This is a genomic window from Hymenobacter antarcticus, from assembly GCF_039539545.1.
In the GTDB taxonomy this organism is placed as follows: Bacteria; Bacteroidota; Bacteroidia; order Cytophagales; family Hymenobacteraceae; genus Hymenobacter; species Hymenobacter antarcticus.
This window is the reverse complement of sequence record NZ_BAABDI010000008.1, coordinates 116,953-135,004: the sequence shown is the minus strand read 5'-3', so window position 1 is coordinate 135,004 and position 18,052 is coordinate 116,953. Positions and strand designations below refer to the sequence as shown.

Annotated in this window: 18 protein-coding genes; 10 read left to right on the top strand and 8 right to left on the bottom strand. The window is 63.5% G+C overall.

What is annotated here, in order from left to right; all coding sequences use genetic code 11:
- Positions 1-197: 197 nt before the first annotated feature.
- Complete coding sequence (gene hutU / locus ABD819_RS08105; RefSeq protein ID WP_345122905.1) at positions 198-1,982, bottom strand: urocanate hydratase; 1,785 nt, start codon at positions 1,980-1,982, stop codon at positions 198-200.
- Positions 1,983-2,292: 310 nt separating this feature from the next.
- On the opposite strand from hutU, the gene ABD819_RS08100 reads away from it, so the two are divergent.
- Entirely contained in the window at positions 2,293-2,415 is a 123-nt protein-coding gene (locus tag ABD819_RS08100; protein WP_345122903.1) for a hypothetical protein, read from the top strand.
- A 103-nt stretch (positions 2,416-2,518) separates the two neighbouring features.
- Here the strand turns inward: ABD819_RS08100 and ABD819_RS08095 are convergent, their stop codons facing one another.
- The gene (locus ABD819_RS08095) at positions 2,519-3,280 is read right to left on the bottom strand and encodes a DUF2490 domain-containing protein (RefSeq protein ID WP_345122901.1); all 762 of its coding nucleotides are present in this window, start codon (positions 3,278-3,280) and stop codon (positions 2,519-2,521) included.
- Positions 3,281-3,444: 164 nt separating this feature from the next.
- On the opposite strand from ABD819_RS08095, the gene ABD819_RS08090 reads away from it, so the two are divergent.
- The 5 genes from ABD819_RS08090 to ABD819_RS08070 all read left to right on the top strand — a co-directional run bounded on the left by ABD819_RS08090 (position 3,445) and on the right by ABD819_RS08070 (position 6,805).
- A complete protein-coding gene (locus ABD819_RS08090; protein WP_345122899.1) occupies positions 3,445-3,717 on the top strand; it encodes a hypothetical protein in 273 nt (90 codons plus the stop codon).
- Between the two features lie 379 nt (positions 3,718-4,096).
- Entirely contained in the window at positions 4,097-4,519 is a 423-nt protein-coding gene (locus tag ABD819_RS08085; protein ID WP_345122897.1) for a globin family protein, read from the top strand.
- 59 nt (positions 4,520-4,578) lie between these two features.
- A complete protein-coding gene (locus tag ABD819_RS08080; RefSeq protein ID WP_345122895.1) occupies positions 4,579-4,803 on the top strand; it encodes a hypothetical protein in 225 nt (74 codons plus the stop codon).
- A gap of 217 nt (positions 4,804-5,020) precedes the next feature.
- Complete coding sequence (locus ABD819_RS08075; RefSeq protein WP_345122893.1) at positions 5,021-5,842, top strand: universal stress protein; 822 nt, start codon at positions 5,021-5,023, stop codon at positions 5,840-5,842.
- A 75-nt stretch (positions 5,843-5,917) separates the two neighbouring features.
- A complete protein-coding gene (locus ABD819_RS08070; protein ID WP_345122891.1) occupies positions 5,918-6,805 on the top strand; it encodes a universal stress protein in 888 nt (295 codons plus the stop codon).
- Here the strand turns inward: ABD819_RS08070 and ABD819_RS08065 are convergent.
- From ABD819_RS08065 to ABD819_RS08045, 5 genes are all read right to left on the bottom strand, one after another.
- Positions 6,799-7,791, bottom strand: coding sequence for an MlaD family protein (locus tag ABD819_RS08065; protein ID WP_345122888.1), 993 nt, complete (start codon positions 7,789-7,791; stop codon positions 6,799-6,801). The genes ABD819_RS08070 and ABD819_RS08065 overlap by 7 nt on opposite strands.
- Positions 7,792-7,835: 44 nt before the next feature.
- On the bottom strand, positions 7,836-8,546 hold the full coding sequence (locus ABD819_RS08060) for an ABC transporter ATP-binding protein (protein WP_345122966.1): 711 nt from the start codon (positions 8,544-8,546) through the stop codon (positions 7,836-7,838).
- 92 nt (positions 8,547-8,638) lie between these two features.
- Positions 8,639-9,424 (bottom strand): MlaE family ABC transporter permease, encoded by a 786-nt coding sequence (locus ABD819_RS08055; RefSeq protein ID WP_345122886.1) that lies wholly within the window; start codon positions 9,422-9,424, stop codon positions 8,639-8,641.
- Positions 9,425-9,455: 31 nt separating this feature from the next.
- Positions 9,456-10,925 (bottom strand): BON domain-containing protein, encoded by a 1,470-nt coding sequence (locus ABD819_RS08050; RefSeq protein WP_345122884.1) that lies wholly within the window; start codon positions 10,923-10,925, stop codon positions 9,456-9,458.
- Positions 10,926-11,253: 328 nt separating this feature from the next.
- A complete protein-coding gene (locus ABD819_RS08045; protein WP_345122883.1) occupies positions 11,254-12,060 on the bottom strand; it encodes a DUF4097 family beta strand repeat-containing protein in 807 nt (268 codons plus the stop codon).
- A gap of 330 nt (positions 12,061-12,390) precedes the next feature.
- Between ABD819_RS08045 and ABD819_RS08040 the strand changes: the two genes are divergently transcribed.
- A complete protein-coding gene (locus tag ABD819_RS08040; RefSeq protein ID WP_345122881.1) occupies positions 12,391-13,362 on the top strand; it encodes an MBL fold metallo-hydrolase in 972 nt (323 codons plus the stop codon).
- A 162-nt stretch (positions 13,363-13,524) separates the two neighbouring features.
- On the opposite strand, the gene ABD819_RS08035 is transcribed toward ABD819_RS08040, so the two are convergent.
- Positions 13,525-14,472: an arginase family protein gene (locus tag ABD819_RS08035; protein ID WP_345122879.1), complete on the bottom strand. Its 948-nt coding sequence runs from the start codon at positions 14,470-14,472 to the stop codon at positions 13,525-13,527.
- A gap of 120 nt (positions 14,473-14,592) precedes the next feature.
- On the opposite strand from ABD819_RS08035, the gene ABD819_RS08030 reads away from it, so the two are divergent.
- The 3 genes from ABD819_RS08030 to ABD819_RS08020 all read left to right on the top strand — a co-directional run bounded on the left by ABD819_RS08030 (position 14,593) and on the right by ABD819_RS08020 (position 18,013).
- Complete coding sequence (locus ABD819_RS08030) at positions 14,593-16,536, top strand: T9SS type B sorting domain-containing protein (protein WP_345122877.1); 1,944 nt, start codon at positions 14,593-14,595, stop codon at positions 16,534-16,536.
- A gap of 94 nt (positions 16,537-16,630) precedes the next feature.
- The gene (locus ABD819_RS08025; RefSeq protein WP_345122875.1) at positions 16,631-17,134 is read left to right on the top strand and encodes a hypothetical protein; all 504 of its coding nucleotides are present in this window, start codon (positions 16,631-16,633) and stop codon (positions 17,132-17,134) included.
- A gap of 144 nt (positions 17,135-17,278) precedes the next feature.
- Positions 17,279-18,013 carry a YebC/PmpR family DNA-binding transcriptional regulator gene (locus tag ABD819_RS08020; protein WP_345122873.1) on the top strand — a complete coding sequence of 245 codons (735 nt, stop codon included), beginning with the start codon at positions 17,279-17,281 and terminating at the stop codon, positions 18,011-18,013.
- Positions 18,014-18,052 lie beyond the last annotated feature (39 nt).

Here is an 18,052-nt window from a genome sequence, read left to right as displayed (position 1 = left end):
TGTCAATCTTGTGTTTTTTTACATCCTAGGGCGTTTATTTTCGCGCAAAAAGATATATCCCCATAAAAATTAGCGGAAACAACGACAAAAACATCACAGTATTCCATGGATGCGGAATATGTTCGGCAAAACTTATTACGCCAAACAGCCAACCGCAGACCATTAGCACGCTCCCTCCTACTCGTTCCCAATTCTTGTTACTCATGTGACAGCCCTGGAATCTTCGCCCCGCGCTCGCGGGCCACGTCCTGGGCCAGCTCATACCCCGCGTCGGCGTGGCGGAAGATGCCCAGGCCGGGGTCGGTAGTCAACACCCGCTTTAATCGTTCGGCTTTTTCGGGGGTGCCGGTGGCTACTATCACCATGCCCGAGTGGGTGGAGTTGCCAATGCCCACGCCGCCGCCGTTGTGCAGGCTCACCCAGTCGGCCCCGCTGGCGCAGTTGGCCAGGGCGTTGAGCAGGGGCCAGTCGGCCACGGCGTCGGAACCGTCCTTCATGCCTTCGGTTTCGCGGTTGGGCGAGGCCACCGAGCCGCAGTCGAGGTGGTCGCGGCCAATGACGATGGGGGCCGAGACTTCGCCCCGCGCCACGAGGTCGTTGATGACAAGACCGAACTTCTCGCGCTCGCCGTAGCCCAGCCAGCAAACCCGCGCCGGCAGGCCGATAAAGGGGACTTTGGCCTGGGCCTTTTCAATCCAGCGGGCCAGCAGCTTATTCTCGGGGAAGGTTTCGAGCAGGGCGCGGTCGATGCGCAGAATGTCCTGCGGGTCGCCGCTGAGGGCGGCCCAGCGGAAGGGCCCTTTGCCCTCGCAAAACAGCGGCCGGATATAAGCAGGCACAAAGCCGGGATAGAGAAAATGGCCAGCTTCGTCGCGCACGGTCAGGCCGCCTTTTTCGGCCTGGCCGCGCAGGTTGTTGCCGTAGTCTACGGCGATGGTGCCGCGCTGCTGCATCTCCAGAATGGCTTCCACATGCCTCACGATGGAAGCCAGGGCCTGCCGTTTGAATTCCTCAGGGTTGGCTTCGCGCAGGGCCAGCACTTCGGTGATATCGCCTTCGGGCAGGTAGTCCATCAGGTCGTGGGCCGAGGTTTGGTCGGTCACGATGTCGGCCTGAAAGCCGCGCTCCAACAGCTGGGGCAGCACGGTGGCGGCGTTGCCAGTGAGGCCCACGGCCCAGGGCTTGCCCTCGGCTTTGGCTTGCTCGCAGAGTTCCAGGGCGTGGGCGAGGTCGCGGGCCTGCTCGTCGATGTAGCCTTCGCGCATCTTCTGCTTCACCCGCTCGTCAATCGGCTCGATGACGAGGCACACGCCGTCGTTCATGGTCACGGCCAGGGGCTGGGCCCCGCTCATGCCGCCCAGGCCAGCCGTGACGGTGATGGTACCGCACAAAGTACCGCCAAAATGCTGGTCGGCCATGGCGGCAAACGTCTCATACGTGCCCTGCAAAATCCCCTGGGTGGCGATGTAAATCCAGGAGCCGGCCGTCATCTGGCCGTACATCATCAGGCCCATTCGGTCGAGCTCGTCGAAGTATTCCTGGGTGCTCCAGGCGGGCACGAGGTTCGAGTTGGCGATGAGCACGCGGGGCGCGTGGGCCCAGGTTTTGAGCACGCCCACGGCCTTGCCGCTCTGCACGAGCATGGTTTCATCGGGCTCCAGCTCCTTGAGCGTACGCACGATAACCTGGTATTCCTTCCAGTTGCGGGCGGCGCGGCCGGCCCCGCCGTACACGATTAGCTCGTCGTACACCAGGCTCACGGCGGGGTCGAGGTTGTTTTCCAGCATCCGCAGGGCGGCTTCGGCTTCCCAGGTTTTGCAGCGCAGGGTGCTACCGTGGGCGGCCTTCACAGTTTCCTCGGGCTTGAACTCGTAGAACATCGGGCGCTTGCCATCGTGCCGGGGCGCGGCGGGCTGCGCAATGGAATTGGCTTCGAGGTTGAGTTCCGGCGTGGCGGTTTCGGTGGGTACTGGCGAGGGCATAGCAATTGGGTGGGTTTGGGTGGACGGGCAAGTTAGGAAAAGGCCGGAGAAAGGCCACGGCAAAACCGCGAGATACTACCCGCCTGGTAGTGCCCGCCCCCGGTCCGACAGTTGGCAATTTCTTCACGCGGCTACTGCGGCGGCGGCACTCGCAACCGCACTGCAGGCCAGCACACTGGCCCAACAAGCCCGGCCTTTTGTGAATCACTCCATCCCGTCAGTTCTCCCGCTGGCGGTCAGCGGCCTGGTGCTGTTTCTCACCGCCGTGAACCAGCTGTCGTGGGCGCTTCGGCACGTAGCCGGCTAGCGAATGAAGGGCATCCTGGACCGCTTCACTGAGGCCATTCCCCTGGCTATTCTCACCGGTACGGTGGTCACCACGCTGCTCGATTCCTCGTCGTCGATGGTCAGCAGACAGAAAGAGCGGGGTTAAATCAGCGGTAGTAGCGTCTATTTCGATTGGAACAACCCATCTCGCCACTGTTGCTCCGCGCCGAAGGTTACGCCACGCAGGCAGCTGGTCCTACCGGACGTATTTATCTCCGCTTTTTCACCAGCGGCAGGTTGTAGTTCACATTCAGCCGGAAGCCGTGGTTGAATTCGAACACCGGCAGGCCCGTAAGTGGCTCGGGGTCGGCGTGCTGCGTGATTTGGTTGAGGTAGAGCACGGATACCTGAAAGTCGTTGGTGAACTGATAGCCCACGCCGCCCGCCACCCGGTTCTGGTTGAACACGTTGCTGCCCACCCGGCGGCCGAAGCTCAGAAACACCTCGTCGAAGCCCGTCAGGTACCACTCCCGGTTGTCGAGCCGCTGGCCCTGCAACGGCAGCGTGGCGCTGAGCTGGTAGCGGATGCGGTTTTGGTATGCCCAGGCCCGCACCGCCCGGCCCTGACCTTCGGCCAGCTGGCCCTGCCAGCGCTGCTCCAGCCGCACGCGGTGCTCCAGGGTCAGGCAGCGGCCCAGCGTGTCGCTCAGCTGCACGTCCTGATAGAGGCGGTGTTCGGGAAAGGGCACGCCCGTGTCGGCCGTGGGGTAGTCGCCGTAGGGGTGCGTAATCAGCGAAGTGTAGCCGCCGCCCACGCGCACCCTCGGAGCCAGCTGAAACGCGCCGCCCAGCCGGGCCAGGGACTGCTGCGCCTCGCGAATGAAGTACACCCGGCGCCACTGGTACTCGGTGTGCAGCGTCCAGCGGCGGCCCAGGCGGTGGTCGCCTTCGTACACGTACCAGCCTATTTGGTTGGTATCGCGCACCCGCGCCGCCTGGCCGGCAGCGGCCCGCACGCTTCCCCAAACCAAACCAGCCGTAAGCAAAAACGTAGACTGCCGCATGCCCGGTAAGACGGCCGCTGTCAGCCAGGGGTTGTAACTTTCTACGCTGTGCACCGCCTATGCGGCTACGGGCGGCTTCATTTTCAGCAACATACCTCAACCCCGAGTCGCCCTCTTTCCTCTCCAAGCTCATGACTACCGACTATCAACCCATCGACTGCCATTTCTACGACGAGCTGGAAGCCGCCGCTACCCAGCGCCGCCGGGTAGACCTGCAATATTTCAACGACCTGCGCCAGCTCTGCCTGGGCTCGGGCGTGATTAAGACGTTCTTCATCCGCGACAAGGTGGAGTTTATGCAGCTGAAGTCGGGCGAGGAAATCCGGCTCGACCACATCATCCGGCTCGATGACAAGGCCGCTCCGGCCTACGCCGATTACCCGGATTTCAGCTCCGGCTGCTGAGCCGCTACCGGCCCGGTGCTGGCTGAGAAGCACCGCGCGGCGGGCTGATACTTCAGGAAGGCGAACCAAAAAATTGCGGGTTGACCTACGGGTCAGAAGTATGACTAAAATCACCAAACCGGCTGATACTCATCACTACGCCCGATTGGGTAGCATGCTAATTTTACAGTATCAGCTTTTTTAGGGCCGAAGCGGCTTCGTCACCCAGCCCTCCCGATGCCCATGAGCACGCCGACCTTTTGGTCTTTGCGGCTGGTGCTGGCCCTGGCGGCCCTTTCCCGGCACTGGTTGCGGTCGTCGTCAGCGCCGTCTACGGCTGCCGCCCCGCCGGCTTGCCCCTGGCGCTTCGGCCTGTCAACTCCGCATTTGTTACCGCGCTATGCTAGTTCGTGCCCTTTCTCTACTCGAAACCCCGGCGCAGCGCCGGCAGTTCGCCAGCCTCTTCACCGCCCAGATTGCCGCCGATGACGTGCTCGGGCCCGCATTTGCGGTCAGCCGGATAGCCTCCCGCCACGCCACGGCCACCGAGCAGGCCTGGTGGGAACAGGCCCTGACCGGCACCTGCTACTTCGGCCAGCCGCCCCACCGGAAACGCCTGCCAACTACCGTCGCCTCCCATTTTGAGCGCTGGTGTGCGCTCCTGAGGCACACCTTCAGCGAATACTTCAAGGGCTCGGGGGCGGCCGAGGCCCAGGGCCATGTGCTGAACCGCGCCGCCATGCTGGCGCACTGGCAGCTGGCCCGGCCCCGCCGGCCCGCCCGCCCGCACCGCGACGGGGCGGAGCTGCTGATGGCGGCCTAACGGGCCGCAAGCGGGCGCGGTGCCTGCCTCGCCCTTGGTTCTCACCAATCTCTATTTCTATGAAACAGCAAACCAGGCCGCGCGCGGAATCCACGCTTTTACGGGTCACGCCAGGTACCGACGGCGACGACTTTCGCTTCAGTCCGCTATATCCGCTGCGGCCGTTGCAGGCCCCGGCGTTTCTACTGCCCAAAGAATATTACCCGCTCGATGATACGGTGACGGAAGCAGCCGGACTGGCCCGCAACAGCGAAGCGACCGACCTGTACGCCGGCTCCTATTAAGGCTATTCACTGCGCTTGTAAGTAGGTCGTGGAAATTAGTTTGACTTATCAGCACGTCATGCTGAGCCCGTCGAAGCATCTCTACCGCTTCGCTGAACGGCCCTGATGAAGCGGTAGAGATGCTTCGACTACGCGGACGCCAGATAGGCATGACGTTCTTTTTTATTGCAAAGTAATTTACCCGACCTACTTATCGCTCACTAGCTGTTTTATCGCCATGACTGCTGCCATCGTTGTGCTCACCGATTTCTTCTCCGTTTCCAACCGGGCGCTGTCGTATGCGGCAGCGCTGGCGGTGCCGCTGGAGGCCCACTTAGTGCTGCTGCACGTGCGCCACGATGGCCTGCTGGCCCCCCACGAGTACGGCCACCGGCACGCCGGCCGCAACCTGCGCGCCACCCAGCAGGCCCTGCAATCGCTGGCCGAAAGCCAGCCCGTGCCCACCCAAATCGAAATTTCCGAGTCGTTTCTGCCCGATGCCGTGGCCGAGGCCGTGCGCCACCACCAGCCTATGCTGCTGGTGCTGGGCCGGCCCGGCACGGCCACCGCACCCGCCGAGGTGGTGAGCAGCGCGGCCATGGACCTGCTGCGCCAGGCCCCCTACCCCCTGCTGATAGTGCCCACCGTGGGCTGGGATGCCGTTGCACCGCGCCGGCTGGTGCTGGCTGTCGACGGCGAGCCATTTGCCCTGTGCGACAACCATTTGATTGTACTGCGAATGCTCGAAAAACTGAACGGCCAGCTGGAAGTGGTGCACGTAACCGACAAGCGTAGCGCCAAGCACGGGGCCGCGCACATCCTCTACACGGTGCAGGCCGGAGGGCTGGCCGACCATCTTTCGCCCGACCAGGTCAGCATTGTGCATGGCTTGCAGCCCGTGGCGGGTATTCTGCAGGCAGCCACCGATTTCGATGCCGACCTGATAGTGCTGGTGGCCCGGCGGCACAACCTGCTCAGCAGCCTGTTTCACCGGAGCGTGACGGCCCAGCTGCTGAGCGACAGCCCGGTACCGGTGCTGCTGCTGCCGTCGCTGGATTAGGCCTACCGGCCTTCGCGCCAGCCTTTTCATCCCACTTGCCCGCTCCCAATGTCTGCCGCCCAACTCTCCCTCGCCATGGATACTCCGGTAACTTCCTTCCAACCCGCCACTGCCCCGCACAATGAGCAGGCCGGGCTGGTTCTCATCGTGCTCACGAGCTTCTTCCCGGAAACCCGCCGGGCCCTGCAATTTGTGGGAGAGCTGGCCGAGCGGCTTAAGGCGCGCCTGGTGCTGCTGCACATCGACCAGCTAGCCCTGGTTGATGACAATCTGCACCTGGCCAAGCCCGCGGCCGCCACCCGGGAAATGCGCCAGGCCCTGCAGGTACTGGCCGCTAACCTGCCCGTGCCCGCCGCCATCGAGCTAACGGATGACCTGCTGCCCCGCGTGATTGATAACCTGACCAAGCGCTACGGACCCGCGCTGTTTGTGCTGGGCCGGCCAGCCGCCGAGCGGGCCGACTTTGCCATGGGCGCGGCCGTGCTCGATGTGCTGCGCCACGCCCGCCTGCCCCTGCTGCTGGTGCCCGAAACCTACGACGGCCCCACCGTGCCCGGGCACCTGGCTGTGGCCGCCGACGACGAGCCCTTTGCCCTGGCCCCGGGGGCGGCCCCGGCCCGACGGCTGCTGCACCAGCTGGCTCCGGCCCGGCTCACGGTCGTCACCGTGTCGCCGATGCAGGACGACGCGGCCTGCGCCGCCGCCCTGCACCAGGTGCGGGCCAGCGGCCTGCTCCACACCAAGGCCACCCACCTGGGCGTGGAAGGCTTTTATGACACCCAGGCCGATGAAGGCACGCTGCAAGCCATCGACACCCTGCAAGCCGACTGGCTGGTGGTGCTGGCCCGGCAGCATAGCGTACTGGGCTCGATGTTTCATCGCAGCATCACCCACCGCCTGCTGCTGCGCAGCCCCGTGCCCGTGCTGGCCGTGCCCGCTACCGACGGGGAACAGGATTACTGAGCACCGCGGCCGCTCCGTTCAAGGGCGGCACGGGCTTCTTTTTTCTGCTGCCGCCGGAAGTGCCCGCGCAGCAGAAAATTGTGCTTCAGCGCTTCCATGTTTTGGCTGAAGCCGCGGGTGCCCTCGTTCACGTTTTGCATGCTCTGGCGCATATCCCGGCTGAAGGCCGTGTCGGCCAGCAAGGTATTGAGGGGGCCTTTTTCGGTTCGCAGCTTCTGCTTGAGGGTGCTGATAGTGGCCGCCAACGTATCGGAAGTGCCCGCCAGCTGGCGGGCGGCGTGGCCCAGCCGGCCGCCAAACGCGGTATCGGTGAAGAGGTAGCCGGCCGGGCCCCGGCCGCGCCGCACCCCATGCGTGAGGGCCAGCACATCGGTGGAGGCGGCATCGAGCTTGGCGGTGGCCTCCTCCACGTTGCGCAGGCTGTGGCGCACGTTGATGGGCAGCTGCTCGTCATTCAGCAGCTTCCAGACCGAGGCGCTGTGGTTGAGCTTGCCCGTGATTTCGCGCAGGTTGAGGGTGATGCCCACCAGGTTTTTGTTGGATACATCGAGCGTGCCCAGAATGGCATCGATGCCCACCGGCACCTTCGTGCGCAGCACATCGCCGGCCACCACGGCCGGAGCCGGGCCGGGGGCGGCCACCAGGTTGATGATGGTGTTGCCGACCAGGCCATCGGTGCCAATGGTGGCCACGGCATTTTTGCGCACGAAGGGCTGCACGTCGCGGTTCAGGTTCATGGCCACGCGCACGGTGGTGTCGTTCAGAATCTGGATTTTGCGCACCGTGCCCACCGGAATGCCGCCCAGGCGCACGTTGTTGCCGGTGAGCAGGCCCGATACATTCCGAAAATCAGCCTGCACCACCAGGCTGTGGCTGAACAGGTTTTGCTGCCGGCCCAGCAAAAACAGCGTGACAAGCAAAAAAGCCACGCCCACCAACACAAACAGGCCCAGGCGAACGTGGTTACTGGCAGGGCGTTGCGGCATGGCTTTTAGGGTTAAGTAGTTAGTAATGAGAAGAGTAGCGGGGCTCAGGCAAAAAATTCGTGAATCCGGGGGTCGTCGCGGCTTTGCAGCTCGGCATACGTGCCCGATGCGTAGCAGCGCCCGTCCACGAGCAGGGCCACGCGGTTGGCGGTGAGGCGCACGCAGTTCATATCGTGCGAAATGATGAGGGCCGTAGTGCCGTATTTCCGCTGCACTTCCCGGATGAGGTGGTCGATTTCGCGGGCCGTCACGGGGTCGAGGCCCGTGGTGGGCTCGTCGTAAAGAATGATATCGGGCCGCAGAATGAGCGTGCGGGCCAGCGCGATGCGCTTGCGCATGCCGCCCGAAAGCTCGGCCGGCATCATGGCGGCGGTGTGGCCCAGGCCCACGTCTTCCAGGGCCTGGCGCACCAGTTCGTCTTCCTGGCTGCGGGGGTGGTCGAGCCAGTGGCGGCGCAGCGGAAACAGCAGGTTCTCGCGCACCGTCATCGAATCGTAGAGCGCGTTGCTCTGGAACAGGAAGCCCACCCGGGCCCGCAGCCGGTCCATGGCTTCGTGGTCGAGGGTGGCCACATCCTGGCCCAGCACCGTGATGGTGCCGGCATCGGGCTGCAACAAGCCGATGATGCACTTGACCAGCACCGATTTACCCGAGCCCGACTTGCCCAGCACCACCACGTTTTCGCCCTTGCGCAGGGCCAGTGAGAAATCCTGCAGCACGCGGTTTTCGCCAAACGACTTGCTCACGTGCGCCATCTCCAGCACTACTTCGGCGGTGGGCGCGGCGGCCGGCGGCGGGGCGGGCTGGGGGGCACTGATGGGGGCGGCGGGGCTCATGAGCAGGCAGGTTAGTTGAGGCCCAGCAGGCCGGTAACTTGCACGGCCAGCAGGTCGAGCACGAAAATCAGAAGCGACGACACCACCACGGCCGAGTTGGCGGCCTGCCCCACGCCCTCGGTGCCTTTGTTGGAGTAATACCCTTTGTAGCAGCCGATTATTCCCACGGCAAAGCCAAAAAAGAAGGTCTTGATAACCGCCGGCAGCACGTCGCCAAAAGTCAGGTTAGAAAAAATATTATTGAGAAACAGCGCCAGCGTGGTCACGCCTTTCAGGTTGATGCCGACGTAGGAGGCGTACAGGCCAATGACATCGGCCAGGATGGTGAGCACCGGCAGCATGAGCGTGGTGGCCAGCACCCGCGTCACCACCAGGTACTTAAACGGGTTGGTGCCCGATACTTCCATGGCGTCAATCTGCTCGGTCACGCGCATCGAGCCCAGCTCGGCCCCGATGCTGGAACCTATTTTGCCCGCGAAAATCAGCCCCGTGATAATGGGCCCCATCTCCCGGATGATGGTGAGCCCCACCATGGTCGGAATCCAGGACTCGGCCCCAAACTGGGCCATGGTGGGCCGGCTTTGCAGCGTGAGCACCATGCCCATGATGAACCCCGTGATGCCCACCATCGGCAGCGACTGGTAACCCACCACGTAGCACTGGTGCAACAGTTCGGCCACCTCGTAGCGCGGCCGGAACCCCTCGCGGAAAAACCGCCCGGCAAAGTGAGCCATGGCCCCGGTTTCGTCAAGGAGCGAGTTTTCGAGCATGGCTGGCGCGGTGAGTGAAGTGGGCAAGGGCGGCCCGGCGGGGCCCCGGATTCGGGGGCTAGTCCTGCGGGCCGTAGCGCACGCGCAGCTGGTTATCCACGGCGTGGGCCCCGCCTTCGAAAGCAAACAGGGCGGCGTGCTGGCGGTCCTGGGGCGTGTGCACGGTGCCGGTGAGCGTGGCGCGGCCATTGGCAACCTGCACCTCGATATCCTGCCCACTCAGGGCCGGCGACCAGTACAGCAGCTGCTGAATAGTGCGGGTGAGGGCGTCGCTGCCGGGCATTTTGCCGGCGGCCGGCTCGGCGTGGCTCACGTAGCAGGCAAAGTAGTCGCCGCCCGTGGTGGCGTACCAGGTGGGCACCACCAGGCGGTTCTCCACGGCAATAACCCCGTTCACGCCCGCGGCCACATCCTCGGCCTGCAGCTTATCAAACTGCGAATCGACGGTGCCGTACAGGCTGGCTTTGCCGTTGTGCACCACCACCTCCATCGCGTAGCGCTGCAGGTAGGGGTCGCGCAGCAGGGCGGCCAGCATGTGGCGCTGAATGTCGTGGTCGGCCACGTTGTGGCGGGGGCGCACGCGCAGGTAGTTGTCTACCAGCCACACGCCTACCACCCCCAGGGCATCCTGCTCGGCGGTGCGCTGGGCCTTGAGGTTGCTCACGGTGCCGCGCAGCAGCACGCGGCCGTCCCGCACTTCCACCTCGGGGGTGCCGGCCCGCACCCGCGGGTCGTAGCGGAAGCAGTCCCGGATGGCTTTCAGAATGTCCTCGTCGGAACGGGGCCGGTATTTATCGCCGCGCAGCTCGTGGCTGAGTGCGCCGGGCACCACCAGCAGCTCATCGGCCAGCACCCGGCCGGCTCCCGCCCGCCAGGCGGCGGCAATGGTCTGGCCGCGGGCGGCGGCGCTGCCCACCACCCCGCTCAGCACCGCGCCTCCGTTGGGCTGGGCCGTCACCTGCACCTGGGCCCCGTCGATGCGGATGTCCCAGTCAATCATTTCCTGGATGGCGGCTACCAGCTCGGCTTCCGACTTGCTGCCGGGCGGCTCGCGCTCTACGTGGCACACTACCAAGTGGTCGGCCACGCCGCGCACGCCGCGCACGCTCTTCGCCACGCGCAGAATCAGTTGTTTTTCAGACCACGACGGCACCTCGCCCAGCAGCAGCACTTCCCCATCGCGGGCGGTGCAGCCAATGGTGTACTCGCAGGCCACGGCATCCTGCAACAGGGCTTCTTCCACGTCGCGGCGCAGGGTGGCATCGGGCAGGTCGATGGCCCGCACCCCGATTTGGTTGATGACCCCACGTACCCCGCGCACGGCCTTGGCTATTTCCTCGGCCCGCTCGCGGGCCAGCAGGTTATCGGAGTAGCCGCTGAGCATGACGATGCCCTGGGTGGCCGCCACGTCGATGAGGTGGGCGGTCACGCCTTTTTTGGTGGCAAAAAGCCGCTCCACCGCCGTCATGATGTCGTGGTCAGCCAGCTCTTCTTCTTCCGTACTCGAAGTTATTTCCAGCGTTTTCATAGCAATAAGCATCAGCAACCGGACCTTGGCGGCCACCCAGCGGGCATCCCCGTCAGGGTAGTAAAATTGGCCAATTACCCTGCTTTCAGGAATGACTATTGACAAGAATCAGGATGATTTTTATCAGCCCCCCGCGGCATTACTTCCCTCAACATCACACCACAACAAAAGCCTCTGCTGAGGCAGCAGAGGCTTTTTGTGATTTCAGTGACCGTGCAACCCAAAGCAGTTTCTTATTTGTCGAATAAAATTAAAAACCTGACTGTCAAATTTTTGATTATTCATTTTTAATTCTGCAAAAAAACGCTGCACTGACCCTGAAACCGCGCTAGTTGCGGCCCTGGGTCACGCTGATACCGCCGTTGGTGGTCACGGCCCGCACCGGGGCACCGCCCTGGCCCAGGCTGGTTTCTACTTCGCGGTGCAGCATGCCCGTTTTGGTCACGGGCAGGTCGGTATGGATGCTGCCAATGTCGGTGCTGGTGAAAAACCGGGCCGAATAGTCCTGGGGCAGCTTCCAGCGAATGCCGCCGTTAGTGGTTTTCACATCGAGGCCCTTGCCGCTCCACTGCCGGCCCGCGAGGTCGATGGTCAGCCCGCCGTTCACCGTCTGGCCACTCACCTGCCCGCCCAGGTTGGCCAGCGTCACGCCGCCATTCACGGCCTGGAAGCGAATATCCGACTGCACGTTATCGAGGCTGATTCCGCCGTTCACGGTGTTCAGGACCAGGGCCGTTTGGCGGGGCACGAAGATTTCATAGCTCACGCTCCAGTCGCGCTCGTTGGCCGGGTCGGTGGCCCGCAGGGTATTGTCGGCGGTGCCGATAACCAGCCGGCGCACAGTGGCCTGCGCCGTGGCTTCGGAGGCGCCCCAGCTTTGCACCTTGGCCCGCACCCGCACGTTAGGGCCGTCCCAGCCGTGCACGGTGATGCCGCCGTTGGGCCCGCCCTCCACGGTGAGGGCCTGGCCGGTGGGGGCATCGAAGGCGAGGTCGCGGGTTTCGCAGAAATTCTTGAGCTGCTTGTAGCTGCTCCAGGAGCCGTCCTGGCAGTTGAGCGTGAACGTGGGCGCGGTTTGGGCGGCGGCCCCGAGGGTGCTGGCCAGCAGCAGTATTGCAGAAATAAGGGTTTTCATGGTGATGAAGAAAAAGGGTTGAGGAGTGGATTAGAGCAGTTTCGCTTTTTGTGTATTGAGTTAAAAGTTGAGAGTTAAAAGTTAAAAATCAGGTACAACGAGTTTCAACTCTCAACTTTTAACTTTCTGCAAAAGTGTACACTAACCTGAAAACCGCTGTAAAAGCCAGATGCCGGACAGCCGCGAAGGGTTGCCCCGACGGGGCCGATGACGAGAGTACCGGCCTTTGGGCGATTCGTTACCGGCCACTAAAAAAAAATCAGTACCCGCGAACCAGTTTCTCGTATCTCCAACTTCCACTTCCTTCACCCTCTTAATTTTTCCTGGTCCATGGATACTCTAGCCGCTGGCGTCACCCAGCTTCGCATTCAGCGCTTCGTCAATGTGTATTTCGTCGAGACCGGCACGCCCGGCGAATGGGTGCTGATTGACACCGGCCTGCCCGGCAGCGCCAAAACCATCATCGCCGCCGCCGACAAGCTCTTCTACCCCGGCACCCGCCCCGAGGCCATCCTGCTCACCCACGGCCACCTCGACCACCTGGGCTCGGCCCGGGAGCTGGCCGACCACTGGCAGGTGTCCGTCATCGCGCACCCGCTGGAAGTGCCCTACCTCACCGGGCAGGCCCTGTACCCGCCGAGCGACCCCACCGTGGGCGGCTCACTGGCCTTCATGAGCCGGTTTTTCCCCGCCCAAATGCCCAACCTGGGCGACCGGGTGCAGGCCCTGAACACCGATGAGCCCGCCGCGCCCTACCTCATGAGCTGGCGCTGGCTGCACGTACCGGGCCACGCACCGGGCCAGCTGGCCTTCTTCCGCGAAGCCGACCGCGTGCTGATTGGGGCCGATGCCTTCGCCACCTGCCACCACGACTCGGTGCCCGCCATTCTGCTGGACCGGCCCAAAATCAGCCGCGCCGGCACGCCGTTCAACTACGACTGGGCGGCCTCGCGCCAGTCGGTGCAAACCTTGGCGGCCCTGGAGCCCCAGGCCATTGGCTGCGGCCACGGCCCGGTTATCACCGGTCTGGCAGCCGCTGCCGGCCTGCGCCAGCTGGCCGACAATTACCCCGTGCCCACCCACGGCCGCTACGTAGATGAGCCCGCCCGCACCGACGCTAACGGCGTGGAGCACCTGCCACCGGCTCCCAAAGACAAGCTGCCCGTGCAGGCGGCCGTGCTGGGCGCGAGCATCCTGGCAGCCGGAGCCGCGTGGCTGCTGATTGGCGGCCGGCGGCGGGGCCGCAAGCCCGTGGCTGCGCCGCCGGAGCGGTTGCCCTCCCGGGCTAAGTTCAGCAGCTAAGCAACGCCGGGCACCAGCGCGATGGAGTAGAACGTGTACCCCGAATTTCCAATTCGGCCGCGTGAACAAGATGCGAAAGCTCGTTCCGGCGGCCGAATTAGAAATTCGGGGTACACGTTCTTACCAGCCGAATTGGAAATTCGGGGTACACGTCCTGCTTTGCTACTTGGTTTGGGGTAGCGAAGCCGCTACGCCGGTTATAAACGCGGTGATGACGGTGGCCGCCAGCCGCGCCGTCTGGTTGTCGCGGTCGTAGAGCGGGTTGAGCTCCACTACTTCGAATAAGCGCACCGGATTCTCCAGTATGCTGGTGAATTTTCCGGCCGCGAAAGCGGCCAGTATAGCATCCTGAGGGGTTATCCCTGCCGAGCTCGGCGCGCTCACTCCCGGCGCATACGCCGAGGCTACACTATCAATGTCGAAGCTGACAAAGGCTGGGCTTTCCTGGGCGACTTCCTTAAGCAATTGGTGAATCCAGTAGGCCCCACTTTGGCCCCGATGAATTTCCCCTCGACGAACAACTTTGACCTGTTGCTCACGCAGAAACTCCCGGTCCTCACCAGTTGTCAGGTTGGAATGCAGGCCCACTTCGGCAAATTTTTCACCTGCTAAAAAACCTTCCCGCAGCAGCTTACCAAACGGGGTTCCGCTGCCAATATCCGGCCGGTCCTTCACATCGGGATGGGCATCAATATTGATTCCGCCCACCGGCTGCCCGCCGCAGGCATCGTACAAACCGCGCACGGTAGAATAGGTGCCGTCGTGCGAGCCCCCCAGCACCACCACACGCGGGTACTGCTGACAGAGCTGCGCCAGTTTTTCACGAATGCGCCGATGGTTCTCGACGTGGTCGGGCTGGCGCAGGTTCACGTTGCCAGCATCAGCTATCCGCAGGTGTTCGAGGGAAATATTCCAGTCAATGTTATAGGTTTTGTGGTAGCGGCGCAGCTCGCGCCGGATGGCATCGGGGGCGTGCGCGGCCCCGGCGCGGCCGCCTTCGAGCACGGTACCAAAGTCGAGGGGCAGGCCTACGAGGCACACATCAGCTTCGGGCAGCTCGGCGGCGGGGCGAATGAGTTGGCGAAGGAAAGCTACATTTACACCGTTCATTGTGCGGACTTTAAGCAAGTGAAACTGATAGGGCAAATGTCAGCATGTGCGCACAAATGCCCGCGGGCCTTGCCCCACCCGTTCCCGCTGCCCTTCCACTTCACTCTACCCAACCGCGCTTTGAGAACAATTCTTTTGCTGGCCGTGCTCTGGCTAACCGGCACCCAGGTTGGTTTTGCCCAGCGGCAATACGATGCCTGGTACTTCGGCACAGCCAGCGCCCTGCAGTTTCAACCGGGGCAGTACTGGCCCCAGGTGCTGACCAACAGCGTCATAAATTCCTTTGAAGCCAGCACCAGCCTGGCAGACTCCACCACGGGCGCGCTGTTGCTGTACTCCAATGGTGAGCGGGTGTGGGACCGAACCCACCAGGTCATGCCAGGCAGCTTTCCATTGGGAGGCAGCGCCTCGGCCAGCGAGGGTGCCGTGGCTCTTTTTGCCCCGGGGCGTCCGGGAATGGTCTACCTTTTCACCACCGATGCCAAGGAGAGCAGCACCCGCAACAGCCTGCGTTATTCGGTAATCGACTTGCGCCTGCGCAATGGCCTGGGCGATGTGGTGCAACGCAGCCAGCCCGTGGCGCTGCCCGGCGGCGTGCTGGCCACCGAGCACCTGGGTGCCATCCGCCAGCCCAACGGCCGCGACTATTGGCTTCTGGTGCACGGCCTCGACAACGACCGTTTTTATGCCTACGCCCTTACCCCGGCGGGGCTGGCCACCCAGCCGGTTATCAGCACCGTTGGGCCCATTTCCAGGGGGGGAGGCATTGCCGAAACGGGAGTGCTGCACTTTTCGCCCTCGGGCCGACAGCTCGCCGCCACCCGCCTGCTTGGCGGCCTCGACGTGTTCGACTTTGACCCCTCGACCGGACGTGTAAGCAACGCGCTCAACCTGTTCACCCATCCTCCAGTACCCATCGGCTTCTTTCCCGGGCGAGTCTTCGGGGCTGAATTCTCCGGCGATGGGACCTTGCTGTACGCCGATGAGCGGGGTGCGGTGGTGCGCTACGATTTGTTGGGCTGTGCCCCGGCCCCCATCCGTGCCTCGAAGCGTGAGGTAACCGCCGCCGCCAGCCTGCGAGGCCTCAGCGGCTCTTTCCGGCGCGGGCCCAATGGCCGGCTCTACATTGCAGTGCTGGCCGCGTCGGGCCTGGCCGTCATCGATTCCATGAATAGCCTCAGCGGAGCCTACCTGCGCCCCGGTGGGCAGCCCCTGGCCGGCACCATACTGCCCGGCAACAATATCCCCGGTTCTCAGTATGGCCTGCCCAACGCCCCAGCCCAGGCCAGCCGATTGGCCCCGTCCAACTGCGCGGGTGGCAGCGGTGGCATCGAGGAGGGGTTTCGGGTGGTGATAACACCGGGCTGCACCGGGCGCCCTACCCTGTTCGAAGCTCAGCTGCGCGACCCTGCCCGGCAGGGCTTGCAGCAGGTGCAATGGACCATCGGCGCGGCCACACCCGTGGCCCTGTCGGGCGCCCGCGTAACTACCGTGTTCCGCCTGGCGGGCACACAGCCGGTAGTGGTGGTGGTCACTTTTGCGGATGGCACCCGGCAGGCGCAACGCCTGCAGCTCACCATCCCGCCGTCGGCCACGGTGCAGCTTCGAGCCAGCGCTACGCAATTGGTCTGCGGCGAGCCCCAGGTAGAGCTCACGGCCATAGCCAGCGGCCCCGGCCGTTTCAGCTGGGCCGATGATACCACCCGCCAAAGCCGGCGGCTAGTAACCCGAGGAGGCACGTACCGGGTGCGCTTCGTAGCCAGCGGCGGCTGCCTGGTTTCCGATTCCGTCACCATTCAGCCGCTCGATTCTACCCGCTGCATCATTCCCAACATCATAACCCCCAATGGCGACGACCAAAACCAGCACTTCGTGCTGGCCGGCTACGAGCCCGGCCGCTGGCACCTGACCGTGTTCAACCGTTGGGGCCGGGAAGTATACGCCAACCCACAGTACCGCAACGAGTGGGACGCCGCCGGGCAGGCGGCCGGCCTGTACTACTACCTGCTTCAGCACCTGCAAACCGGCACCCGGCTGCGCGGCTGGGTGGAGGTAGTGCGCTGAGCACACGGCACTGTGTTTGCTCCTGGTAGCCACCCGCCACTATTTTCAGGACTGGTTTATCTGGCAGTTTCCCCTTATGCACTCCTCGTTGCTCATGCGCAGTTTTCTCGTTTTCGGCTTCTTGCTGAGTATTTCCCTGCCGCAAGTTGCCGCGGCGCAAACCACGCCCACTTTCTACACCACCTACCAGTACACGGCCTACACAGTATTCGATACCACCAGCCCCGACTCAACAGTGGTGCGGGGCGTGGGCGGCTCCCTCCTGCTCCGAGCCGACGGCACCTACGAAAAGCACCTGAGCATAGTGGCCCCCAGCGGCCCGTACTACTTCAACCAGGCCGGCACCTTTACGCTGACGGGCGACAGCATCCGCTTCGCCTTCACCGACCTGAAGGGCTCGGATGTGCAGCGTGGTACGTTTCGGTTCGACCCGGCCAGCCAGCGCCTCACCCTCACCATTCTCGGCTATCCTACGGGTAACAAAGGCGTGTATGAGCTGGTAGCGGCCGACACGGTCGTCCCGGCCCCGACCGCCCCAGCTACCGCGCCCAAAGCCTTTCGCCAAAAACAAAAAAGCAAGCGCAGACAGCCCCATTAACCCAACTTGGCGGCTGCATTTGGCTGCCCCCGCCCCTTCTGGCTAACTTGCGGCCCGTTTCGCCGAAACGGTTTACCTCCGAAGCCCGCGCCGCCCCACCCCGGCGCGCCTTCGCTCATTCACTCAATCACTCAGTCACAGCAAATGGGACGCGCATTCGAATTTCGCAAAGGCCGCAAAATGAAGCGGTGGGATAAAATGTCGAAAGACTTTACCCGCATCGGCAAAGAAATCGTGATGGCCGTGAAGGAAAACGGCCCCAACCCCGACTCGAACGCCCGCCTGCGCGCCGCCATGCAAAACGCCAAAGGCGTGAATATGCCCAAAGACCGGGTGGAAGCCGCCATCAAGCGCGCCAGCAGCAAGGAAGAAAAAGACTACCAGGAAGTGGTATACGAAGGCTACCTGCCCCACGGCGTGGCCATCGTCATCGAAACTGCCACCGATAACCCCACCCGCACGGTGAGCAACGTGCGCCTCATCTTCAACCGCAACGACGGCACCCTGGGCACCGCCGGCAGCAGCGACTACACCTTCACCCGCAAGGGCGTATTCAAGCTGGCCGCCGCTGGCCTCGACCGCGACGAAATGGAGCTGGAACTCATCGACTTCGGAGCCGAAGACGTGTACGAAACCACCGAGGAGGACGAGCACGGGGCCGAGCACCAGTACATCGTGGTCGAAACCGCTTTCACCGACTTCGGCCAGATGCAGAAGGCCCTCGAAGCCCAGGGCCGCCACGTCGTAAGCGTGAACCTGCAGCGCGTGCCCAACACCACCGTCGCCCTGAACGACGAGCAGTTGGAGGAAGTGATGACCATCATCGAGAAGTTCGAGGACGACGAGGACGTACAGGCCGTGTACCACACCCTCGGCTAGCACTTAGTGCAGCTGCTTGAAATAAAAGAACGTCATGCT